The sequence below is a fragment of the Helicobacter sp. MIT 21-1697 genome (assembly GCF_026241255.1).
Lineage (GTDB): Bacteria > Campylobacterota > Campylobacteria > Campylobacterales > Helicobacteraceae > Helicobacter_C.
In genome coordinates this window covers 24,501-46,453 of the sequence record NZ_JAPHNC010000008.1, presented here as the reverse complement: position 1 = coordinate 46,453, position 21,953 = coordinate 24,501, and the positions used below count along the sequence as shown (strand labels likewise).

General features: G+C 36.9%; 23 protein-coding genes. 15 read left to right on the top strand and 8 right to left on the bottom strand.

The features are described from left to right. Window positions 1-7 precede the first annotated feature (7 nt). Window positions 8-2,803: a DUF3971 domain-containing protein gene (locus tag OQH61_RS07900; RefSeq protein WP_266026886.1), complete on the bottom strand. Its 2,796-nt coding sequence runs from the start codon at window positions 2,801-2,803 to the stop codon at window positions 8-10. Window positions 2,804-2,894: 91 nt separating this feature from the next. Here OQH61_RS07900 and mltG point away from each other — a divergent pair, with 91 nt between their 5' ends. From mltG to OQH61_RS07830, 14 genes are all read left to right on the top strand, one after another. Continuing rightward, window positions 2,895-3,824, top strand: a complete 930-nt coding sequence (mltG, locus tag OQH61_RS07895; RefSeq protein WP_266026885.1) for an endolytic transglycosylase MltG — start codon at window positions 2,895-2,897, stop codon at window positions 3,822-3,824. A 127-nt stretch (window positions 3,825-3,951) separates the two neighbouring features. Then, window positions 3,952-4,908 (top strand): malate dehydrogenase, encoded by a 957-nt coding sequence (locus OQH61_RS07890; RefSeq protein ID WP_266026884.1) that lies wholly within the window; start codon window positions 3,952-3,954, stop codon window positions 4,906-4,908. A 36-nt stretch (window positions 4,909-4,944) separates the two neighbouring features. Next, on the top strand, window positions 4,945-5,256 hold the full coding sequence (locus tag OQH61_RS07885) for a 4Fe-4S dicluster domain-containing protein (protein WP_266026883.1): 312 nt from the start codon (window positions 4,945-4,947) through the stop codon (window positions 5,254-5,256). 9 nt (window positions 5,257-5,265) lie between these two features. Continuing rightward, the gene (locus OQH61_RS07880; protein WP_266026882.1) at window positions 5,266-6,390 is read left to right on the top strand and encodes a 2-oxoglutarate synthase subunit alpha; all 1,125 of its coding nucleotides are present in this window, start codon (window positions 5,266-5,268) and stop codon (window positions 6,388-6,390) included. Window position 6,391: 1 nt separating this feature from the next. After that, a complete protein-coding gene (locus OQH61_RS07875) occupies window positions 6,392-7,219 on the top strand; it encodes a 2-oxoglutarate ferredoxin oxidoreductase subunit beta (RefSeq protein ID WP_266026881.1) in 828 nt (275 codons plus the stop codon). Between the two features lies 1 nt (window position 7,220). Further along, a complete protein-coding gene (locus OQH61_RS07870; RefSeq protein WP_266026880.1) occupies window positions 7,221-7,778 on the top strand; it encodes a 2-oxoacid:acceptor oxidoreductase family protein in 558 nt (185 codons plus the stop codon). Between the two features lie 150 nt (window positions 7,779-7,928). After that, window positions 7,929-8,228: an ATP-dependent Clp protease adaptor ClpS gene (locus OQH61_RS07865; RefSeq protein ID WP_034364865.1), complete on the top strand. Its 300-nt coding sequence runs from the start codon at window positions 7,929-7,931 to the stop codon at window positions 8,226-8,228. Window positions 8,229-8,241: 13 nt separating this feature from the next. Next, window positions 8,242-10,518, top strand: coding sequence for an AAA family ATPase (locus OQH61_RS07860; RefSeq protein ID WP_266026879.1), 2,277 nt, complete (start codon window positions 8,242-8,244; stop codon window positions 10,516-10,518). Beyond that, the gene (locus OQH61_RS07855) at window positions 10,499-11,263 is read left to right on the top strand and encodes an ATP-binding protein (RefSeq protein WP_266026878.1); all 765 of its coding nucleotides are present in this window, start codon (window positions 10,499-10,501) and stop codon (window positions 11,261-11,263) included. The genes OQH61_RS07860 and OQH61_RS07855 overlap by 20 nt, the downstream gene beginning before the upstream one ends. A gap of 106 nt (window positions 11,264-11,369) precedes the next feature. Beyond that, entirely contained in the window at window positions 11,370-12,029 is a 660-nt protein-coding gene (locus OQH61_RS07850) for a DUF305 domain-containing protein (protein WP_266026877.1), read from the top strand. Continuing rightward, window positions 11,992-12,984 carry a S1-like domain-containing RNA-binding protein gene (locus tag OQH61_RS07845; protein ID WP_266026876.1) on the top strand — a complete coding sequence of 331 codons (993 nt, stop codon included), beginning with the start codon at window positions 11,992-11,994 and terminating at the stop codon, window positions 12,982-12,984. The genes OQH61_RS07850 and OQH61_RS07845 overlap by 38 nt, the downstream gene beginning before the upstream one ends. Next, window positions 12,981-13,733: an SDR family NAD(P)-dependent oxidoreductase gene (locus OQH61_RS07840; protein ID WP_266026875.1), complete on the top strand. Its 753-nt coding sequence runs from the start codon at window positions 12,981-12,983 to the stop codon at window positions 13,731-13,733. Before OQH61_RS07845 ends, OQH61_RS07840 begins: the two co-directional genes overlap by 4 nt. Window positions 13,734-13,795: 62 nt before the next feature. Continuing rightward, window positions 13,796-15,139, top strand: a complete 1,344-nt coding sequence (locus tag OQH61_RS07835; protein WP_266026874.1) for a class II 3-deoxy-7-phosphoheptulonate synthase — start codon at window positions 13,796-13,798, stop codon at window positions 15,137-15,139. A 63-nt stretch (window positions 15,140-15,202) separates the two neighbouring features. Further along, window positions 15,203-15,367, top strand: coding sequence for a hypothetical protein (locus OQH61_RS07830; protein ID WP_266026873.1), 165 nt, complete (start codon window positions 15,203-15,205; stop codon window positions 15,365-15,367). Here the strand turns inward: OQH61_RS07830 and acpS are convergent. From acpS to OQH61_RS07795, 7 genes are read right to left on the bottom strand one after another with little or no spacing between them, the layout of a single operon-like run. Then, window positions 15,360-15,722, bottom strand: a complete 363-nt coding sequence (gene acpS, locus OQH61_RS07825) for a holo-ACP synthase (protein WP_266026872.1) — start codon at window positions 15,720-15,722, stop codon at window positions 15,360-15,362. The genes OQH61_RS07830 and acpS overlap by 8 nt on opposite strands. A 3-nt stretch (window positions 15,723-15,725) precedes the next feature. Next, entirely contained in the window at window positions 15,726-16,316 is a 591-nt protein-coding gene (gene fliL / locus OQH61_RS07820) for a flagellar basal body-associated protein FliL (RefSeq protein WP_266026871.1), read from the bottom strand. A gap of 2 nt (window positions 16,317-16,318) precedes the next feature. Continuing rightward, window positions 16,319-16,909 carry a 16S rRNA (guanine(966)-N(2))-methyltransferase RsmD gene (gene rsmD / locus OQH61_RS07815; protein WP_266026870.1) on the bottom strand — a complete coding sequence of 197 codons (591 nt, stop codon included), beginning with the start codon at window positions 16,907-16,909 and terminating at the stop codon, window positions 16,319-16,321. Window positions 16,910-16,926: 17 nt separating this feature from the next. Continuing rightward, window positions 16,927-17,370: a hypothetical protein gene (locus tag OQH61_RS07810; RefSeq protein WP_266026869.1), complete on the bottom strand. Its 444-nt coding sequence runs from the start codon at window positions 17,368-17,370 to the stop codon at window positions 16,927-16,929. A 55-nt stretch (window positions 17,371-17,425) separates the two neighbouring features. Next, window positions 17,426-19,372: a primosomal protein N' gene (locus OQH61_RS07805; RefSeq protein WP_266026867.1), complete on the bottom strand. Its 1,947-nt coding sequence runs from the start codon at window positions 19,370-19,372 to the stop codon at window positions 17,426-17,428. Beyond that, window positions 19,369-19,635, bottom strand: coding sequence for a hypothetical protein (locus tag OQH61_RS07800; RefSeq protein WP_266026864.1), 267 nt, complete (start codon window positions 19,633-19,635; stop codon window positions 19,369-19,371). Before OQH61_RS07800 ends, OQH61_RS07805 begins: the two co-directional genes overlap by 4 nt. Further along, window positions 19,635-19,856 (bottom strand): hypothetical protein, encoded by a 222-nt coding sequence (locus OQH61_RS07795; RefSeq protein ID WP_266026862.1) that lies wholly within the window; start codon window positions 19,854-19,856, stop codon window positions 19,635-19,637. Before OQH61_RS07795 ends, OQH61_RS07800 begins: the two co-directional genes overlap by 1 nt. 68 nt (window positions 19,857-19,924) lie before the next feature. Between OQH61_RS07795 and uvrB the strand changes: the two genes are divergently transcribed. Continuing rightward, window positions 19,925-21,901, top strand: a complete 1,977-nt coding sequence (uvrB, locus tag OQH61_RS07790) for an excinuclease ABC subunit UvrB (protein WP_266026860.1) — start codon at window positions 19,925-19,927, stop codon at window positions 21,899-21,901. Window positions 21,902-21,953 lie beyond the last annotated feature (52 nt).

Sequence of the window (21,953 nt, the reverse complement as noted above, 5' to 3'; positions counted from 1 at the left end):
GTTAGTCTTACTCTATTGTATCCAACTTTTGAGGTGATTGGCTAGAATCAAACATCTCTGGTGGGATAGATTCTACACTTTCATCAAGTGCATTGGAAAGATTATTTAAAAGTTTATCTACTGGCTTTAAGATTCTACCAACCATTTCAAAGGGGCTAAGTAAAATATCTTCAACAACACTTACTTCACTCTTTGGATTATCAAGCGTGCCCTTGAGCACAATTCCCGTAGTTATCTTACCATCACTCCCTAAAATGACATAATTAAGCAATGGAATAGTATTAATAATATCTGTTAAAGTCTTAAGCGTAGAGGCTTTTAGGACTATATCAAGTGCCTGATTCTTTAATGTAACAAGTCCTCCGCCTTCCACATCAATAGAACTGCCCACCAAATGAATATTCTCAAGCACCAAATATTCATCATTGATAAGGAGATTCACTTTACCATTTTTAATCTCATAACCATTTGCGCCAAGTCCGGGTTTGCGAAAAGTAAGCAATGCAGGAATTGTATCAATAAGTGCAAGAACATTTTGCACAATAGCCAAATCTTGATAAATCGTATTTTGCATACTAATTTCACCTTTAAGCGTGCCATCGTCATAAATACCCTTAAAATTAAAAAGCCCTCCCCGAAAAATATTACGTTGCCACACACGATTAAGAAATGTAGCACTAAAATTGCTCAAGCGCAAAATTGCTCGTGAATATGCCATATCAACATTTGCCACTCCATTACCATAAGTAACATCAGCTCGTATCATTCCATCGCGCAAAGCAACAGATGCAACATCTGATGGAATCACATATTGCTTAAGATAAAAATCCATATTGCGTGTTTCAAGATAAACAATATGTGGTGAGAGTTTATTTTCGCGCTCATATCTTTGTTTTGCTTTAATAAATTCTTCTTGTTTTCTACGTTGCTCTGGAGTAAGAATCTCTTTTTTCTCATTTTCTTGATTAATCTGTGCAAGAGCGGGAATCTTGCTGGAAAAAACCTCATCAATACGCAGATTATAACCATCAAGAATAACTTTAACAATATTGCCCTCTTTGACAAACATAAATTTTTTATTTTTTGAACCAATGAATATGCCGCGCTTATCAATTACTCCTTCAAGAAAAAAATGACTTAAACGTTGAGCATTTTTATCATAAAGTGGATAAGTTAAATTATTGACTTCGGCACTTAAACGCATAGTTTCAAAATCTTTTGTCCAAAGCTTGAGCGAACCTTTTGGTATGCCAAAATATTGCAAAATAGGGGAATAGGGATAAATTTTAGCAATATCACTCAATTCAAATACACTCTCCTCCCCTATGTAAATATTCACACCAAAATCTGGCAGAGTAATAACTTTATCTTGTCCTAAATCTCCGAAAATACTTACTTTTTTAAGATTATTTTTATCAATTTTGAGAATCTCTTCGCTCAATCCTTTTTGTGATTCGTCATAAATAGCTTGAATAATGCGCCTTGTCAGTTCATCGCTTTCTTTTGATATTTGTGGTAAAGCCTTAGCTTGAGAGAGATTGTGTGATCTCAGGGCAAATTTATCAATAAGCAAATTTCCTTGTAGCTTAGAATCTTGCAGATTCCACAAAATATTAAGTATGCCTTGAATGTCATTAGCATAATTAATCTTTGTATTAAGAAGCTGGACATAAGCCCTATTGGGAGCATTAGCAAAAATAAGGTTGAAATTATCCACTATAAGCTTTTGTCCTCCTATGTCCAATGTCGTATTTGGCGTAGCAATATTGCCATTGACAAATGTATGGAGTTGCTTGTCTTTACTCTGTATGTCAATATCAAGATTCACATCTAAGACAGAATCTACACTGCGCAAAGGCACATTAATATTATAAATTTGGAGCAAATTGCTCAACTCATTATTCAACACAGCATTATGAGAGCGAATGGCAACTTGAACGCTAGGAGGTTGGGTAAAAATATTACTTATTGTAACTTCAGAGCCATCAAGATTCATATTTGTAAAAAATGGTTCTTTGAGTAAAAAAGTGAGTTTTTCATCTCGCATATATAAAATCACACGTGTTGCCTCAATAGGCTTAAGATGGGGTGCTAGATAAACTTTTGGAGATTCTATGGCTAAGTCAAGAGCAAGCGTTTTTTGGAGCTGGGGAAAAAAATGCTTATTAAGTGTGCTTTGGAATCTAAGAGAATGAAGTTTTAACACATCATAATGCACATTTTTAAACAGCCAATCATTAAGTATTGGATTATTGAGTTTTAAAATATAGGGCTTAATACTCTCAAGATTATAAAGATGAGAACTAGAAGCCTCCATATTGATTTTATGAAAATCTGTAACACCATGCACAAAAAGTGTAGGTTGCTCTGGGTCATTAGTCTGCTCTTGAGGCGAAATTGCGATCCTCATTTCAAGTGTTTTTTTAAGCGGTTGGTAAGAAAATTTTCCTTGCATTTGCAAACCAAATTGCAAAATATCAAATTGATAAATAAAGAGTTCTATAACTTTATTGTTATCTTCTACGCCCAATCTTGCGATAAGTGCAGGTGTATTAATGACATATTCTTTACCATCATAATAAACACTTCGTTGAAGCTTATCTACTAAAACAAGATTCTTAATATCAAGCTTTTCAAAATACGAAGTAACAAATAAAAACTTCTTAATCCAGCCTAATATCTCATCGGCGCTCATAGATGTATCTTTTTTATCTTGCGATTGCGAATTATCTTCAGTCTGCCACGCCGATATATCAAGTTTTTGGACTTCTAAAACCAACTTGTTATTTAATCTAAGATACAATCCCTCAATATGAGTCTTTCCAAAACTTATAGAAGGGCTATAAATACCATTGGAAAGAACCTTATATCCTATAATTGAAAGCGAAAGTAAAATGAGTAAAAAAATAACTATACTTGCAATGCTTTTGGATTTTTTTATCATTATTGTTGTAACCGTATTGTTTTATTTGCTCCACCCTGTGCAAACTGAACGCATAGTCAATCTACCCAAAGGCTCACTACCTAGAATTATAACATACTTAAATAATAACGGGCAACACCTTAATAAATTAGATGCTCTATTCATTCGTTTCTTAGGACAACCGCAAAGTGGCTATATTGATATGAAATCTGAATTGTTACCTAAAGGTGCATTTTTTAAAGCTCTTGTAAGCTCAAAAGCTGCTACTAAAGAAGTTACGCTGATTCCGGGCGAAACCTTGTATTATTTTATTCGCATACTTGCACAAAAATTTAATCTCTCTGCAGATGAACTCCAAAGTGCTTATGATAAGTATTTCCCCTATCCTGATGGGGTAATTTTCCCAGATACTTATAATCTTCCCGTTGGTATCAAGGAAGATGAAATAATGAAGATTCTCTATGAAATCTCTATGAAGCGACACGAACAAAATGCAATAAAACTACTTGGCTCTTACAATCAAGAGCAATGGTTTAAAAATGTAAGTATTGCCTCTGTGGTGCAAAAAGAAGCAGCAAATAATGAAGAAATGCCTATTGTAGCAGCCGTAGTATTTAATCGTATCAAAAAAAATATGCCCTTGCAAATGGACGGCTCACTTAATTATGGGCACTATTCACACTCTAAAGTTACACCTGAACGTATTCGCAATGATGATACGCCCTATAATACTTACAAAAACAAAGGTGTGCCGCCCTATCCTGCTGGAAGTGTAAGCTTACAAGCCATTGAGGCAGTGCTCAAACCTGCTGATGTGGATTATCTTTACTTTGTGCGAGATAGAACTACAGGCACACATAAATTTAGTAAAACTTATGAAGAACATCGTAGCTATTTCTAAGTTTTATTTGCTTTTAAGTTAAATTGTTTCATAGTTAGCAAGTTAAATTTTTTGTTTAACTTTTTAAGTATTATCTAAAAATCTCTAAAAGCTATACAAAAAATATTTTTAGTCTTTAGGAAGAAAAATGTTTGGGAAAATCGCTATCATCGGCGGCTCTGGCAATGTCGGCTCTCATATTGCATTTTTAGGTGCTATGCGACATATTGCAAGAGAGATTCTCCTTTTTAGCAATGATATTCCTCGTTGCAAAGGTGTGGGGCTTGATATTTCACAAGCTGCAGCCATTTTTGATATTCCTACTCTTATCAGGGGTTGTGATTCTTATGAAGAAATGACTGATAGTGAAGTGGTAATAATCACTGCTGGATTCCCACGCACTCCTAATATGACGCGTAATGATTTACTACTTAAAAATGCGTTTATTTTACGAGAGATTAGCTCAAATGTGGCTAGGGTTGCTCCTCAAGCACTACTGATTATTGTTTCAAACCCACTTGATGCAATGTGTCTTGTGGCAAAACATTGGAGTGGATTTGAAAAAGAACGTGTAATTGGTATGGCAGGAGTGCTTGATAGCGCACGACTTACCTATGAAAGCAAAGCAATGCTTGGAAATTTTAATAAACATATACAATCATTTGTAATAGGGGCTCATAGTGATGATATGTTACCTTTGTTGCGTTATTGCCTTTGTGAGGGTAAAAGTTTTACTGATATTTTTACCCCTCAAATGCAAGAGGAACTCATCAGAGAAACAAAAGGTGGCGGAGCTAAAATTGTAAATTATTATCAACAAGGCTCGGCATATTTTGCTCCCGCAAGTGGAGTGATAAAAATACTTGAGGCTATTGCCACCCCAAATGAAGAGACACTCGTATGTAGCGTATTTACAGAGGGTGAATATGGAATAAAAGACATTTATCTTGGGCTTCCAATTAAACTTGGCAAAAAAGGAGTGAAACACATTGTAGAATTACCATTGAATCAGCAAGAGCAGGAAATGTTAAATATTTCCACACAGGGTATCAAACAACAAGTTGAGATTCTTAAAGATAACGCATTGTTAAACAGAGAATCTTAAAGTAACACATCTATTCTAAACGAGAAAGGAAGGGAAATGGGAATCAAAAAAGCACCGCAAAATGTGCCGGTATGGGTTGATGAGACACGTTGCAAAGCGTGTGATGTATGTGTGTCGCTCTGTCCGAGTGGCGTTTTGGGTATGAAAAAAGATGAACATAAAGTTCTAGGAAAAATCATCTCTGTGGCTTATCCAGAGAGTTGTATTGGTTGTAGAGAATGCGAGCTGCATTGTCCTGATTTTGCAATTTTTGTTGCCGATAAGGAAGAATTCAAGTTCGCCAAAGTCAGCAAAGAAGCGCAAGAACGCGCTGCAAAAATCAAAGAAAACAAATTTATGGTGATATAAGGAGAGAAAATGCGTGAGCTAATTACAGGAGGAAATGAACTTGTCGCGTTAGCTGCGATAGAATCAGGTTGTCGTTTTTTTGGTGGCTATCCCATCACGCCTTCAAGTGAAATTGCGCACGAGATGAGTGTGGAACTACCAAAAATTGGAGGAAAGTTTATCCAAATGGAAGATGAAATTAGTGGCATTGCTGTGGCATTAGGAGCATCAATGAGTGGTGTCAAAGCGATGACTGCTACTTCTGGACCGGGCATATCGCTTAAATCTGAACAAATTGGTTATGGCTTTATGGCTGAAATTCCTCTTGTGGTAGTTGATGTAATGCGTGGAGGACCTTCCACAGGATTGCCTACACGTGTATCGCAAGGTGATATTAACCAAACTAAATCTCCCAGCCACGGCGATTTTTGCTCAATCGCACTTGCAGTAGGGAATCTTCAAGAGGCTTATACACAAACTATTCGTGCATTTAATCTTGCAGAAAAGTATATGACACCTGTTTTCTTGCTTCTTGATGAAACAATAGGACATATGCACGGCAAAACGCTCATTCCTGATTTCAAAGATATTAAACCTACAATCTACAATCGCGAAGAATTTAAAGGCGACCCAAAAGATTATCAGCCTTATGGTGTTGCACAAGATAAACCTGCTGTGCTTAATCCGTTCTTCAAGGGCTACAAATACCATATCACAGGACTTCATCACGGAGCAAGCGGATTCCCAACTGAAGATGAAAAGCTATCGCAAAACCTTATTGATAGACTTTTTAATAAGATTGAATCTCATATTGATGATATTGTGGAGTATGAAGAATATGAGATAAATGATGCAGAGATTCTTATTATTGCCTATGGTTCTGTTTCGCTTTCTGTAAAAGAGGCTATTCATACTCTAAGAAAACAAGGTGTAAAAGTAGGGCTTTTCCGTCCTATCACAATGTGGCCTAGCCCCGCAAAACAACTTAAGGCACTAGGCAAAAAATTTGAGAAAATTCTTATGATTGAGCTCAATAAGGGACAATACAGACAAGAGGTGGAACGTATTATGCAAAAAGATATTGCTTTTCTAGGCAAGGCTAATGGACGCAGTATTTCACCCACAGAGATTATCACAACAATCAAGGAGATGTAAAATGGCTTTTAATTACGAAGAATATTTACGAATGGATAAAATGCCAACACTTTGGTGTTGGGGCTGCGGCGATGGTGTTATCTTAAAAAGCGTAATACGCGCTATTGATGCACTTGGCTGGAATATGAATGATGTATGTATTGTAAGCGGGATTGGTTGCTCGGGAAGATTCTCTTCATATGTGAATTGCAACACTGTGCATACCACACACGGCAGAACAATGGCATATGCTACGGGCATTAAGCTTGCCAACCCCGATAAAAAAGTAGTTGTTATCTCTGGTGATGGAGATTCTATGGCTATTGGTGGAAATCACACAATTCACGCTTGTCGGCGCAATATTGACCTTAACCTTGTGATGATTAATAACTTCATCTATGGGCTTACTAATTCTCAAACTTCACCTACTACACCTAAAGATTTTTGGACAGTTACAGCACAATATGGCAATATTGACCCTAATTTTGACCCTTGTGAAGTGGCAAGTGCAGCAGGAGCAAGTTTTGTTGCGCGTGAAAGCGTGCTCACTCCCAAAAAACTTGAAAAAGTCCTTATGGAAGGTTTTACCCATAAAGGATTTAGTTTTTTTGATATTCATAGTAATTGTCATATCAATCTTGGGCGCAAGAATAAAATGGGTGAAGCAACATCTATGCTTAAATGGATAGAATCTCGTCTTGTGTCTAAAAATAAATTTGACACGCTCTCACCTGAAGAACGCGCAGGTAAGTTCCCTACAGGAATCCTCAAGCATCAAACAGATAGAGTTGAATATTGTCAAGCATACGAAGATGTAATTAAAAAAGCTCAAGCTAAAGGGGGACATTAAAATGATGCATCAGTTACGATTTACAGGCGTAGGAGGACAAGGTGTGCTTTTGGCAGGAGAGATTCTCGCTGAAGCGCAAATTAAAGATAAAGGTTATGGAGTAAAAGCTGCAACCTACACAAGTCAAGTGCGTGGAGGACCAACAAAAGTAGATATTCTACTGAGCAATGAAGAAATCCTTTATCCTTATGCAAATGAAGGTGAAATTGAGTTTATGCTCTCCACAGCACAAGTGAGTTATGATTCTTTTAAAAATGGTGTAAAAGAAGGTGGTATCATCGTTGTTGAGCCAAATCTCGTGCGACCAAGCGAAGAAGATAGAAAAAAATTTAAAATTTATGAGATTCCTATCATCACTATCGCAAAAGAAGAAGTGGGCAATGTCGTAACGCAATCTGTTGTAGCACTTGCTATTACGACCACCTTTACTCAATGTGTAGATAGAAATCTTGTATTCCAAACGATGATAGAAAAAGTGCCAGCTAAAGTTCAAGAAGCAAATAAAAAAGCTTTTGAGCTTGGTGAAAAATATGCCAAGGAAGCTAAAATACACTCATAGGTGATATTGAGAGAGTAAAAATATGCTCTCTCATCTCCAACGATACTTTCATCTTTCTTTTTCTCTTGCTTGCTTACCCTTGATATTCTTTACATTGTTGTATTATTTTTGATAGAATCTCTAAAATATTTTACTTCATAAAGGATTCTCTTGGCGCATACAGCATTTGAAACAAGCTTAGATACTCTGCTTGAAGAACCAAAAATGTATCGTGTTTTGCTTTTAAATGATGATTGGACAGCAATGGATTTTGTAGCACGCATTCTTATGGAGGTGTTTGATAAAACTTCTGATGAAGCCACGGCAATTACGCTTAAAATTCATAATGATGGAAAAGGGGTATGCGGTATCTATACCTATGATATTGCCGAACTTAAAATGCAAATTGTAAGTCAAATGGCAAAACAGCACGGATACCCTTTACGCGTTATTACAGAGGAAATGCCTTAATTAGGGAGTGTCAATGATAGGACAAAATCTTACACTTGTATTTAATGAATCTATTGATATTGCACGCGAAATGCGACATAATATCCTTACAACAGAGCATCTTTTTCTTGCTACCTTAAATAACACGCAAGGTATGTCTATTTTAAAAAAATGTGGGGGCAATATCCAAGAAATGCGCCGAATGACAAACCTGTATTTACAAAAATATGTCCCTTTTTCTCACGAGCTTACTAAAAATCCAAAGCAAACACCAGCACTTGATAGAATCATTGAAGCAATGGTAAAACACGCACAAAGTAGTAATCGCCAAAACATAGATGTAGGCGATTTACTCGCCTCAATTATGGAAGAAAATCAAAGTTTTAGCACACAGATTCTTAAATCACAAGGCATAGATAGATTAAGTGTATTAGAAATCATTACTCACCAAGAACAAGAGCAAGACATATACCAAGAGCATAAAGAATCATCACAGGATACAAATGAGAGCTATTTAAACAAATACACGAAAAATCTTTCTATTCTTGCCAAAGAAGGAAAGATTGACCCTGTAATTGGACGAGAGGAAGAAATTTGGCGCGTAAGCGAAATTCTCACTCGGCGCAAAAAAAATAATCCTATCCTCGTAGGAGAGCCCGGTGTAGGAAAAACTGCGATAGCTGAAGGTTTAGCACTTGAGATTTATCACAAACGACTCCCAAAAGTACTACATAATGCACAAATTTTTGCTCTTGATGTGGGCGCGATGATTTCAGGGAGCAAATATCGTGGCGATTTTGAAAAACGTCTCAAAGGCGTACTGAAAGAAATAACACAAACACCTCATAGTGTGCTTTTTATTGATGAGATTCATACCATTGTAGGTGCAGGAGCGACTTCAGGTTCAAATCTCGATGCATCAAACCTCCTTAAGCCCGCCCTTGCTAATGGTTCATTGCGATGTATTGGAGCAACTACATTTGCCGAGTTTAAAACACATTTTGACAAAGATAAAGCTTTATCACGTCGCTTTAGCAAGATAGAAGTCAAAGAACCGAGCCTAGAGGATTGTTATAAAATTATTGAGGGTTTAGCTCCTATTTATGAATCTTATCATCATATTAAATATACCAAAAATGCCCTCAAAGCGTGTGTAGATTTATCTGCAAGGTATGTAAGCGATAAATTCCTCCCTGATAAAGCCATTGATTTACTTGATGAAGTGGGAGCAAATATGAGAATCTATCACAACAAAATAGATTCTACCCCAACTATCACAATCAAAGATATAGAATCTATTCTTAGCAAAAGCGTGCATATTCCTAAAAGCTCTATAAGCAAAGATGAGGGAAAATCTCTGCAAAATCTCTCCATTAAACTTAAAGAGCGGATTTTCGCACAAGATAAGGCTATTGATGATCTAAGCAATGTCATTAAAACAAACAAGGCAGGCTTAAGTGAGGGTAACAAGCCTATTGGTAGCTTTGTATTTGCTGGACCAAGCGGTGTGGGGAAAACAGAACTTGCAAAAGAGTTAGCACGCATACTTGGTATTGGCTTTGTAAAATTTGATATGAGCGAATATATGGAACCTCACTCTATCTCACGCCTTATTGGAGCGCCTGCTGGATATGTAGGCTTTGAACAAGGAGGGTTGCTTGTAGATGCAGTGCGCAAAACCCCTCATTGTGTCTTATTATTTGATGAAATAGAAAAAGCTCATCACGATATTTATAATATTCTATTACAGATTCTTGATGCGGCAAGCTTAACAGATAATGCAGGAAACAGGGCAGATTTTAAAAATGTAATTGTTATTATGACAAGCAATGCAGGAAGTCAAGAAACGAACACTCTTGGATTTAATGCCAATACACAAAGTAAAAATCACACAGCAATCAAATCACTCTTTTCACCTGAATTGCGTAGTCGCATTGATAGAATCATTGCATTTAATCCGCTTGGCTTTGAACAATACAAGCTTATTGCGCAAAAATACATTAATGACCTTGCTACTTCACTTAAAGCACGGCATATTCACCTTAAGATAGATTCCAAAGCACTCAATTACCTTGCTTCACAAAGTATGGACAAAGCACTTGGTGCGCGTGAAATGAAAAAAATTATAGACAGCCAAATTAAACTCGCTCTCAGCGATGAAATACTCTTTGGCGCACTCAAAAAGGGAGGAAGTGCTAAAATTACTCTTACTCCATTGCCAACACCTCATATCACGCTTGAGTGCAATAAATTAACATCGCACAAAAATACTTCAAAACGCACAACAAACAATGCTACCAAAGCTCTTTGATTTTTCTTGGGAAGAACATCTTGCCTGTGTGTATCGCCCTGCATTTGAAAACTTAAATGGATATTTTAAACCTATTGTAGATTTTAAGCGATGCACTCAACTTATCGGTTTAGAAAAAGAAATAAGTGCCTTAAAAAATAATACATTTGCCTTTATGCGGGGAGAAAAAGCTTCTCACGCTTTATTATGGGGAGCTAGAGGTTGTGGTAAAAGTTCTTCAATTCACTTTGTATTAAGCCATTTGCTCTCCCCCACTTCACTTTTACGCATCATAGAGATCAATAAAGAATCTTTAGGCATTATGCCTATGGTGCAAGATTGTGTGCGAGAATTACCCTATAAATTTATTATTGTATGTGATGATTTATGTTTTACTCCTTATGAAGAACATTACAAGTCGCTCAAAACACTTCTTGAAGGCTCTTTTGAAAATAAAGCACACAATATCCTTTTTTATACCACTTCAAATCACCGCCATCTCATTACAGAATCTTACCCTCAAGACACTCTTCATCTTAATGATGCTCAAGATGAGATTCTCTCACTAAGCGATAGGTTTGGACTTGTGTTAGGATTTTATGCTCCTAGTCGTGCTGAATTTATAGAGATTCTAAAAACACTTCTTGACAAGCCTTTTGATGAAAGCCTCAAGCAAAAAGCATTGCAATTTAGTGCTATCAAAGGCTCGTGCAGCCCACGAATCGCCCAAGAATTCTGCACACTCTATCGCAATGGGATTGTTTAAAATAAGCTACTTCTCTCTTCAATGCAAATCATCTCTTATATTTACACAAATAACAAATAACTTTGTTATAGTTGTTTTTGTATAAGAGTATTATAAGGAGTATATTATGAAAAATATAACTTTATCAAACCTTTTACCGAATCTAGTGGCGAGTATAAGCTTAATAAGTGCTGCTGCCATAGCAGAAGAAACTATACATTCAACTCACACTCACGAATATAAAACAAATTCCACTATTTCAGAAATAATCATAAATTCAATGCATAAGCCTATGATGGATACAGCATTTGTAGAAAGTGATAATATAGATTTAAATTATCTTTCAAATATGATTCCTCATCATCAAGGTGCGATTGATGCTTCGCAAATGCTTTTAAAATATTCTCATAATCAAAAAGTAAGAGCTCAAGCTCAAGCAATTATTAAAGAACAAAATGCGGAAATTCAAGAGTTTCAAGCCCTTCTCCCACAGCTACAAGAACAAAAAAAGCTTTATAGCCCCAAAGAAATAACACTCTTTAATAATCAAGCCAAAACAGATATGGACACTATGATGAAGGCTATGAGTGAAATTAAGCTTAGCAATCAAATTGACCGCGATTTCCTTGAGGGTATGATTCCTCATCATCAAGGTGCGATTGATGCTTCAAAACAAATTTTGATATACACACAAAATGAAGATATAAAAAACATTGCCAAACGCATTATTCAATCTCAAGGAAAAGAAATTGAGACATTCCAAGCCATTCTCAAAACAATCCGCTGAAGTGAAAAATGTAAGAGTGAATAAAACTCTTGCACACACTAAGCTTATACAACACACAAAAGCAATACAAATAGGCAAAATCCAAAGGTTACGCATTATACGTTTAAGTAAATATGGAGCATATCTTGGCGGATTACCACAAGATTCTCTACAAAATATAGAATCTGCGACACCCATTTTCACAGAAGTGCTTTTACCCAATAAATTTCTCCCTGCACAAAGTGCAATCAATGATGAATTAGAAGTATTTGTGCTTACAGATTCAGATGACCGAGTTGTTGCTACCACACAAACTCCAAAAGCACAATATGGCGATATAGCAGAGCTTGAAGTAATAGATTTTGCACCTTTTGGTTGCTTTTTAGATATAGGTGTTGATAAGCATATTTTTATGCCAACTCAAAACCCTAGACACTTTAAATTACATCAAAAAGTAATCGTGGCAATTACACTTGATAAGCAATCGCGCCTACTTGCCAAAACGAATATCAAATCCTATCTCAAACCCGCACCAAAACTATCAACACACAAAAAAATAAAGGCACTTGTCTTTGAACAAACACCCTTAGGCTTTGGTTGTGTGGTAGAAAATGCTTATTATGGCTTGCTTTATCACAATGAATTACCACAAGGAATTGTATTAAATGTAGGCACACACATTGAGGTGTATATTAAAAATGCCTCATCGTATTCACACCAACGTTCCGATGGCAAACTTGACCTCACACTCAATCCGCCACACACTCAAGAACAAAAGCAATTTTTGCTCAATTGTATGCCTTTAGCGCTTGATTTTTCTGCCTCACCTCAAAAAGTTTTTCATACTCTACAAATGAGCAAAAAACTTTTTAAACGTCTTATTAATGAGCTCACAAGAGAGGGTGAGATTAAGTTTATAAGCCATAAGCGTATGTTTGAACGCATTCACAAACCTCAAGAAAAGGAGACTTTATGACTGCACTCATCACTGGAGCATCATCTGGTTTTGGTAAAGCAATTGCTGAGCTTTTTGTCCGCAATGGGCACAAAGTAATTATTCTCGCACGAAGAGGAGAGCGAATAAATGCGATTCAAAACGAACTTGGCATATTATGTGAAAAAATTATATGTGATGTGCGAGATACACAAAAAATAGAATCTGCGCTCAAATTACTTCCTCAAGAATTTCAAAATATTGATGTGCTTATCAATAATGCAGGTTTGGCACTTGGCTTAAGCAGCGCAGATAAAGCAGATATTGCTGATTGGGAACAAATGGTAGAGGTAAATATCCTAGCTCTTATCAAGCTTACACATCTTATTTTGCCTCAAATGGTAGCTCAAGGCTATGGACATATTATTAATATTGGCTCAATCGCAGGCACTTATTCCTATCCGGGTGGTAATGTATATGGTGCGACAAAGGCTTTTGTAAAACGATTTAGTCTCAATCTTCGTGCTGATTTGTATGATAAAAATATCCGTATAAGCGACATTGAGCCGGGCTTATGTGGTGGAAGTGAATTTTCACAAGTGCGCTTTAAGGGCGATGAAAACAAGGCAAAAAGCGTATATGAAGGCACAACACCGCTTATGCCTGAAGATATTGCTCAAAGTGTATTATGGGTTGCTTCACTACCACAGCACATTAATATCAATACGCTTGAAATAATGCCCACAATCCAAGCTCCAGCAGCGCTCAATGTATATAAAAATATAAAATAGCAAAAAGTATGGTAGAATCTCATCTTTTTTAAGTTTTATACACAATAATAAAGGAGGATATTATGCAGTGGCACGCAAAAAGTTGGAGAAATAAACCCATTAAGCAGCACCCTGTCTATAAAAATCAACAGCTTTTAGAATCTGTGGAAATGCAGCTTAAATCTTATCCACCGCTTGTCTTTGCAGGTGAAGCGCGTGTATTGCAAGAACGTCTAGCTCAAGTATGCAAAGGAGAGGCATTTTTATTGCAAGGTGGGGATTGTGCGGAGAGTTTTTCGCAATTTAACGCCATTAATATTCGCGATTTATTTAAAGTTATCATTCAAATGGGTGCAATCCTTACCTTTGGTGCTTCGTGTCCAATAGTCAAAGTTGGACGCATCGCAGGACAATTTGCCAAACCTCGCTCAAGTGATACAGAATCAAATGGACATCTTGAACTCCCAAGTTATCGTGGCGATATGATTAATGATATGGCATTCACACAACAAGCGCGAGAACACGACCCAAATCGCCTTATTCAAGCCTATAATCAAAGTGCAGCTACACTCAATCTTTTACGCGCATTTGCACAAGGAGGTTTTGCTGATCTTAATCAAGTGCATAAATGGAATCTTAGTTTTGTCAAAAATAATACATTTGGACAAAAATACGAAGAGCTTGCCTCTCGTATCACTCAAGCGCTTGATTTTATGAAAGCCTGTGGCATTGATTCTGAACATTCCCCCACATTGCGTGAGACAGAATTTTACACCTCGCACGAAGCCCTTGTGCTTCATTATGAGGAACAACTTTGCCGACAAGATTCTCTCACAGGGGATTGGTATGATTGCTCCGCACATATGTTATGGATTGGAGAACGCACAAGAGGGCTTGATGAAGCACATATTGAGTTTTTGCGCGGAGTAAAGAATCCTGTGGGCGTAAAAATTGGACCAAATGCTACAAAAGATGACATTATGGGTATTTGCGATAAGCTTAACCCGCTTAATCAAAGTGGCAGACTAAATCTCATTGTGCGTATGGGGGCTGATAAAATTAAAAGCAACTTCCCTCAATTATTAGATTCTATCAATGCTGAAGGACGCGAGATTCTATGGAGCTGCGATCCTATGCACGGCAATACAATCAAAACAAATAATGGTTACAAAACGCGTGTATTTGATAGTGTGCTTGATGAAGTGAAAAGCTTTTTTGAAATACATAAAGCCTATGGAAGCTATGCTGGAGGAGTGCATTTAGAAATGACAGGAGCAGATGTAACAGAATGTATTGGCGGCTCACAAGCAATTACCGAAGAAGGGTTAGTTTGCAATTATAATACTCAATGCGATCCACGACTCAATGCGATCCAAGCGCTTGAAATGGCTTTTCTTATCGCAGATATGATTAAAAATCGCTCATAAAACTCCATAAAAGCATTCATTAAACTTTAAAATGATAGAATCAATTTTATTTTGGAGGATGGAATGGGGAAGATATTAGTTTTTATTGTCATTACTTTTGGTATGCTATCTCATAGTTTCGCAGATGAAATAACTAAAAATTACGACAAAACATACATAGAGAAAGCAAATGTTTTAAGTGATGTTGCTTGGATTAAACAAAGACCAAAGAAGCCTAAGCCTAAATAATAACTACTACAGCAATCGCAAATCCTCCATCGTGGCTGATACTTAGTGCAATATTTTTTATATTAAAATCACTTATTTTTTCGGATACAAGATGAATGCTAGGCACATTTGTGCTACTTTTGCTTATGTGCATATCCAAAAAGCTTAGCTTACTTCCTATACCCACGCCCAATGCTTTAGAACACGCCTCTTTTGCTGCCCAAAATCCAGCTACACGAGGAATATTTATAGTTTCATTGGCATTTATGCACAGAGCTATCTCTTTTTCGCAAAGAAAACGCTCCAGTGCAGCTGTGCCAAATTTTTCTACAAATTTCTGCATACGAGCAATACTAATAATATCAATCCCTATCAATCACTAACTCACCACAAACTCAACAAAAAATATATCACTCACCTGTCCATCAATCAAAAATTCATTAAGACGTTTTACAATCTCATCTTTGACACGATTTTTCCCTTTCACTGTGGCAACATCTTCAATAGATTTTGAAGAGAGAATCTCAATAATGGTATCTTGCACCATAGGCAATTTTTTATCTAACTCTGCCTTAGTGGCATTTGCTTTCAGTTCATCTTTATCAAGCTCAAATTGCACACTTGTTTTAAGATAACGTTTGCCTGTTTGTGTCATTAAATTCACCGTAAAAGGGAGGGGACCTTCTGCAGGGTAAATCAAGCCCGGAGCAAATTTATCTGTGCTACGCACCGAAACTGTGTTGCCTACAATGATTTTTGCAGCTTGTTGTGAAGGCGCACTAGCTTGAGTTTGAGTAACTTCTGCTGGTTTTTGTTCGTGCTCCTCCTCATCGTGCCCTCCACTTGTCATCACCAACACCATAACACCTACCAATAAAAGAAGCACTACCACAATGCCAATAACAACAAATAAAATTGCTTTGCTCTTTTTATCTCCACCACTTTCTGCTGCTTTTTCTTCTTCTGCCATAATTAATCCTTTAATGTGTAATAAGTCAGGCTGCTTTTACCAAATTGACGCGTTTTAAGCAGTATATATTCCCCAACAATAAAAGGCATATTATACCCACTCCAATGTTCAAAAACAATAAAATGCACATTACATCGTCCAAGATTTTCTACCATTATCAAAAGACGCTCATAAATATCCTCCATACCTTCTCTAATACAAAAGGGTGGGTCAAGATATAAAATCACATTTTCTTTCAGAGTAATCCATCTATGAAAACTTTGTGTAAAAAAATCGGTATTGTAGGCATAAAATTTTAGTGCTGTTTCTCTTTTTTGTGCAAATGTGAGATTTTGCAACAAGATATTATAGGCTCTTTTATCTATCTCATAAAATATTGCCTCACTTGCACCACGAGAAAGTGCTTCAATCCCCATTGAACCACAACCTCCAAATGCTTCAACAAATACACACTCCACAATATTTGTGCTCATTGTGTTAAAAAAAGATTCTCGCACAATAGATTTTGTTGGACGCGTGCTTTCTTGATTATTCCACACTAAAGGTAGATTCTTGAGTTTTCCTGCTTGAATGTGAAATCTTGCAATGTTCATTGTTGATTGCTTGTTCATTATTGTGTATGTTTAAGAAGGGTAAGAATCTTCTGTGTAAGCTCCTTTGCGCTCTCTTGACAGAGTTGCTCAATTTGGCTTTCAAGTTGTTTTGGAATCTTGGGCTGTGGATAACTAGGTGGCGACATAGGCGGCTCAAAGGCTTCTGGTAAAGTCTGTGTCTCTTGTAAATGTGTTGATTGATGAGATATATCTACTGCTTGAGATTGAATCTTCTCATAAAAAGCCTGTATATCTTCAGATAGACTTTGTTGTGTAAAAGGTTTGCGAATATGCGAATGCACATCATCACTTACAAGACATACTGCTTTAGTGTAGTGTTTCTGATTTATATCATCAGTGATGATAAAATCACATTCACTCTCACTACTTAAATAATCTTTTAAAAAAAAACTCAAGCTGTTTTGCACTAATGGTGAAAAACAAGATATGGCAATTTTCATTTACTCTCCTTTTATTCTGTATCTTACACAATATTTTATTATAGCTAAACTACCTCTACACTATATTTAAAGGGTCAATATCAATTTCATACATACGCTTTAATTCTTGATGAATATGGGCATTGAGATAATGCAATACCTCTAAAAGTGCGCGCGTAGAAGATGAGCGAAGCAATAATACAAAGCGATATTTATTATAAAGTCGCTCTACCAATGCTTTGCAATCTCCCACAATCTCTACCTCGCCCAAACCACTTTTTAAAAGTATGTCTCGCACATTTTGCATAGCATTCAACGCTTTAGATTCTATCTTATGCGAAAAAGTAAGTGTAGCCAACCTCTGATAAGGTGGATAAAGATGTGGGCGGTTGCGCAATTCATAATGTAAAAAATCCTCATAATCTCCTAAAAACTGCTCCAAAAACATACCATTAGCACTTTGAACATATACTTCACCATCATATTTACGCCCGCTGCGCCCTGCGATTTGGTGCAATAAACTTATCGCCCGTTCATTGCAGCGATAATCACTTCCTTTGAGCACATAATCAATACCTAGTATTATCGCAAGATTCACACGATGATAGTCGTGTCCTTTGCTTAACATTTGCGTGCCAACAAGCACATCAATCTTGCCATCATTAAATTTTTGCAGTATTGTCTTTAATTTTGTATGCGTAGTGATATTATCCCTATCAAAAAGTGTAATTTTTGCATTCGGAAGTGCATTTTGTAAGGCTTGTGCAACTTGAGCAGTGCCAATACGATGAGAGCACAAACTCTCGCTCTTGCATTGAGGACATATTGAAGGAATAGGTGTGCTCCAATGACAATAGTGACAAATAAGTGCATTTTTATCAAGATGTAAAGACATATTCACTGAACAAAATGCACATTCTACCCCGCTTCCACATTCGCTACATACAAGCATCTTATAATGCGCACGCGTAGGGATAAATACAATGGCTTGCTCATTATGTTCAAGTTTTTCTTTGATTTTTACTACAAGTTCTTCATCAATAGGTGCAGATTCTGTTTGTGTATGTGCTATTTGTGCATTTTGAGCAACAATACGAATAGATTTATGTGAAGTAAAATATCGTCCTTTCAAGCGATATACACTACCTTGTTTGCTCGCATTATGATAGCTTACCACGCTTGGTGTTGCCGAACCTAAAACAACCTTGATATGTGTTTTGCTCCCAAGATAAAGTGCCATATCACGCGCATTATAATGCGGTGAGCTTTGAGATTTATAAGCATCATCGTGTTCTTCATCAACAATAATTAGCCCAAGCTCTCTTATAGGCAAAAATAACGCACTCCTTGCTCCTGCAATTATGCGTATCGTGCCATTATATAAAGCAAGAAGAAGTTTTCTTTTTTGTGCAGGAGTGATTTTACTATGCCAGATTCCTACTACATCGCCAAATACTTCCCTAAGACGAGATTCTATTTGGGGAGTAAGCGCAATTTCTGGCATTAAAAAAAGTGCATTTTGGGCTTTGGCAAGCGTATGGGCGATGAGATGAATATATATTTCTGTTTTTCCGCTTCCTGTATCGCCAAAAAGTAAAGGATTAGTATGAGATGATAAAAATGTGAGAGCTTCATTTTGTGCTTTGCTTAAAGTTTTAAGTTCAAAGGCTAACCTTGCAAGATTCTCATTTTCTTTTTGCTTATCCTTGTTTTCCTCATTCTTAACCTCCTCACCGCTACACTCTTGGGGGATAAAAAGCCCGTAACTTTCCCCTAAACCTACGCAGTAATATTGTGCAACAAATGAAGCTAAAAGTATCTGATGAGGCAAAAAACAATCTATCATTTTATGTGCGATTTTGCATTCAAAAGAAGGTTTATCAAGCGATTGTAATATGACACCAAGATAAGCTTTGCCACGCACAACAATAGAACAAATGCTCTCTTTGGCACATTCCTCTGCGCACTCATAAACAAGTGGTGGAGATTTTAGTCCAATCGGAGCTATAAGGTAATAATTCACAGATTCCCTATGGCGTGAATCTCCACACTTGTATGCGGAGTAGGCATCTCTACATTTTCAAGACTTTTATAGAGATTTTCAAGTGATTGGCAGATAAGGGCATATTCTTGAGCCTTAGTGATATAGAGTTTCAAGAGGGTGAGTGGCTCAATTTTTTGGGCAGAGAGCTCTTTAAGTTTCTCTCTCACCTCATCGTGTAAGCAATCAAGGGAAATCATATAACGTTTGCCATTCAGCACTATTTCAAGGCTTTCGTGCGTCATTATTTGAGCCCTTCATCAATTTTAGCAAAAAGGTTTTCAAAGCCTCTGTCTTTAGAGGCAATTTCTTCATATAAGTTAGAGATTTGGCTGTCTTTAGCTTCATTTTGTGCTTTGAGCGAAGAAATTTCAAGATGTAAAGATTCTATTTCTTCTTTTTGATGGGCAATTTTTGAGAGCATTTCTTCAATTTTTTGGGAGAGTTTTTCCATTACGCTACTCATTTTACAATCCTTTGGTTGTGAAAAATAGATTATAATTTTAACACAAAATCTCAAGGAGTGTGGATAAAATGGGAAAATTTATCTTAGATTCTCAATTTGCGCCCGCAGGAGACCAACCCCAAGCCATTAAACACATCACACAATTTATTCGTAATGGTGCGCAATACACCACACTTGTGGGTGTTACAGGAAGTGGTAAAACTTACACGATGGCAAATATCATCGCTCATCTGAATATCCCCACACTCATTATGACACATAATAAAACCCTTGCAGCACAACTTTACAGCGAATTTCGTGGTTTCTTCCCTAAAAATCACGTTGAATACTTTATCTCACATTTTGATTATTACCAGCCAGAAGCCTATATACCCCGCCGCGATTTGTTTATTGAAAAAGATTCTAGTATCAATGAAGATTTGGAGCGACTGCGTCTCTCGGCTACAACCTCACTTTTAGCCTATGATGATATTATTGTCGTAGCAAGTGTATCGGCAAACTATGGTTTAGGAAACCCAGCGGAATATCTTACGATGATTCACAAATTTGAAATCGGACAAGAAGAACCTCAAAAATCACTTCTTTTAAAACTTGTAGATATGGGCTATACGCGCAATGACACCATTTTTGAACGTGGAAACTTCCGTGTAAATGGGGAAGTCATTGATATTTTTCCTGCATATAATGAAAGAGAGTTTATCCGCATTGAGTTTTTTGGCGATGAAATTGAACGTATGAGCGTATTTGATTCGCTAGAACGCACAGCCCTTACGCAATTAGAATCTTTTGTCCTCTATGCAGCAAATCAATTTATCGTAGGCGCACAAAGGCTTGAGAGAGCGATTAAAGATATAGAATCTGAACTTGAGTATCGCCTTGAGGAATTTATTGCGCAAGATAAACATATTGAATATCAACGGCTTAAAACCCGCACAGAGTTTGATTTAGAAATGATAAAAGAATCAGGGATTTGCAAAGGGATTGAAAATTATGCGCGTCATCTCACAGGCAAGAAGGCAGGTGAGACGCCTTATTCACTCCTTGATTATTTTGAGCAAAAGGGTAAGCCTTATCTTCTCATCGTTGATGAATCTCACGTGAGTTTGCCACAATTTGGCGGTATGTATGCAGGAGATAGAAGTCGCAAAGAAGTGCTTGTAGAATATGGATTCCGTTTGCCAAGCGCACTTGATAATCGTCCCTTGCGCTTTGATGAATTTATCACAAAAGCACCTCATTTTCTTTTTGTCTCCGCTACACCTGCACAGAGAGAATTAGAGCTTAGTCAAGCACATATTGCAGAACAAATTATTCGCCCCACAGGGCTACTTGACCCTCTCTATGAAGTGCGAGATACTGATAATGCTGTGCTTGATTTATATGATGAAATTAAAGCAAGAATTGCTAAAAATCAACGTGTGCTTATCACTACGCTGACAAAAAAAATGGCAGAAGAGCTAAGCAAATATTACGCAGAATTTGGCATAAAAGTGCGCTATATGCACAGCGATATTGACGCTATTGAACGCAATCACCTCATACGCGCCCTAAGACTTGGAGAGTTTGATGTGCTTATTGGTATCAATCTCTTGCGTGAGGGGCTTGATTTGCCCGAAGTAAGCTTGATTGCCATTATGGACGCAGATAAAGAGGGATTTTTGCGCTCTGAAACAAGCCTTATACAAACAATGGGTAGAGCTGCGCGTAATGTGGAGGGAAAAGTGATTTTATATGCCAAAAAAATCACAAGCTCAATGCAAAGAGCCTTTGAGATTACAGATTATCGCCGCGCCAAGCAAGAAGCATTTAATAAACAACACAACATTACGCCAAAATCTGTGCAAAGAAATGTAGAACAAGAGCTTAAAATAGAATCTAGTGGTTTAAGTAGGCTCTATGAAAAAGGAAGTAAAAAGATTCCAAAAAGTGAGCGCGAAAGTATTATTAAAGATCTCAATGTCAAAATGCACCAAGCAGCTAAAGCACTTGAGTTTGAGGAAGCAGCAAGATTAAGAGATGAAATTGCTAGAATCCGCACGATGTAAAAACTTTCTACTGAAATTTATGTAACAAAAAGTGCCAGATTCAAAAAAACGC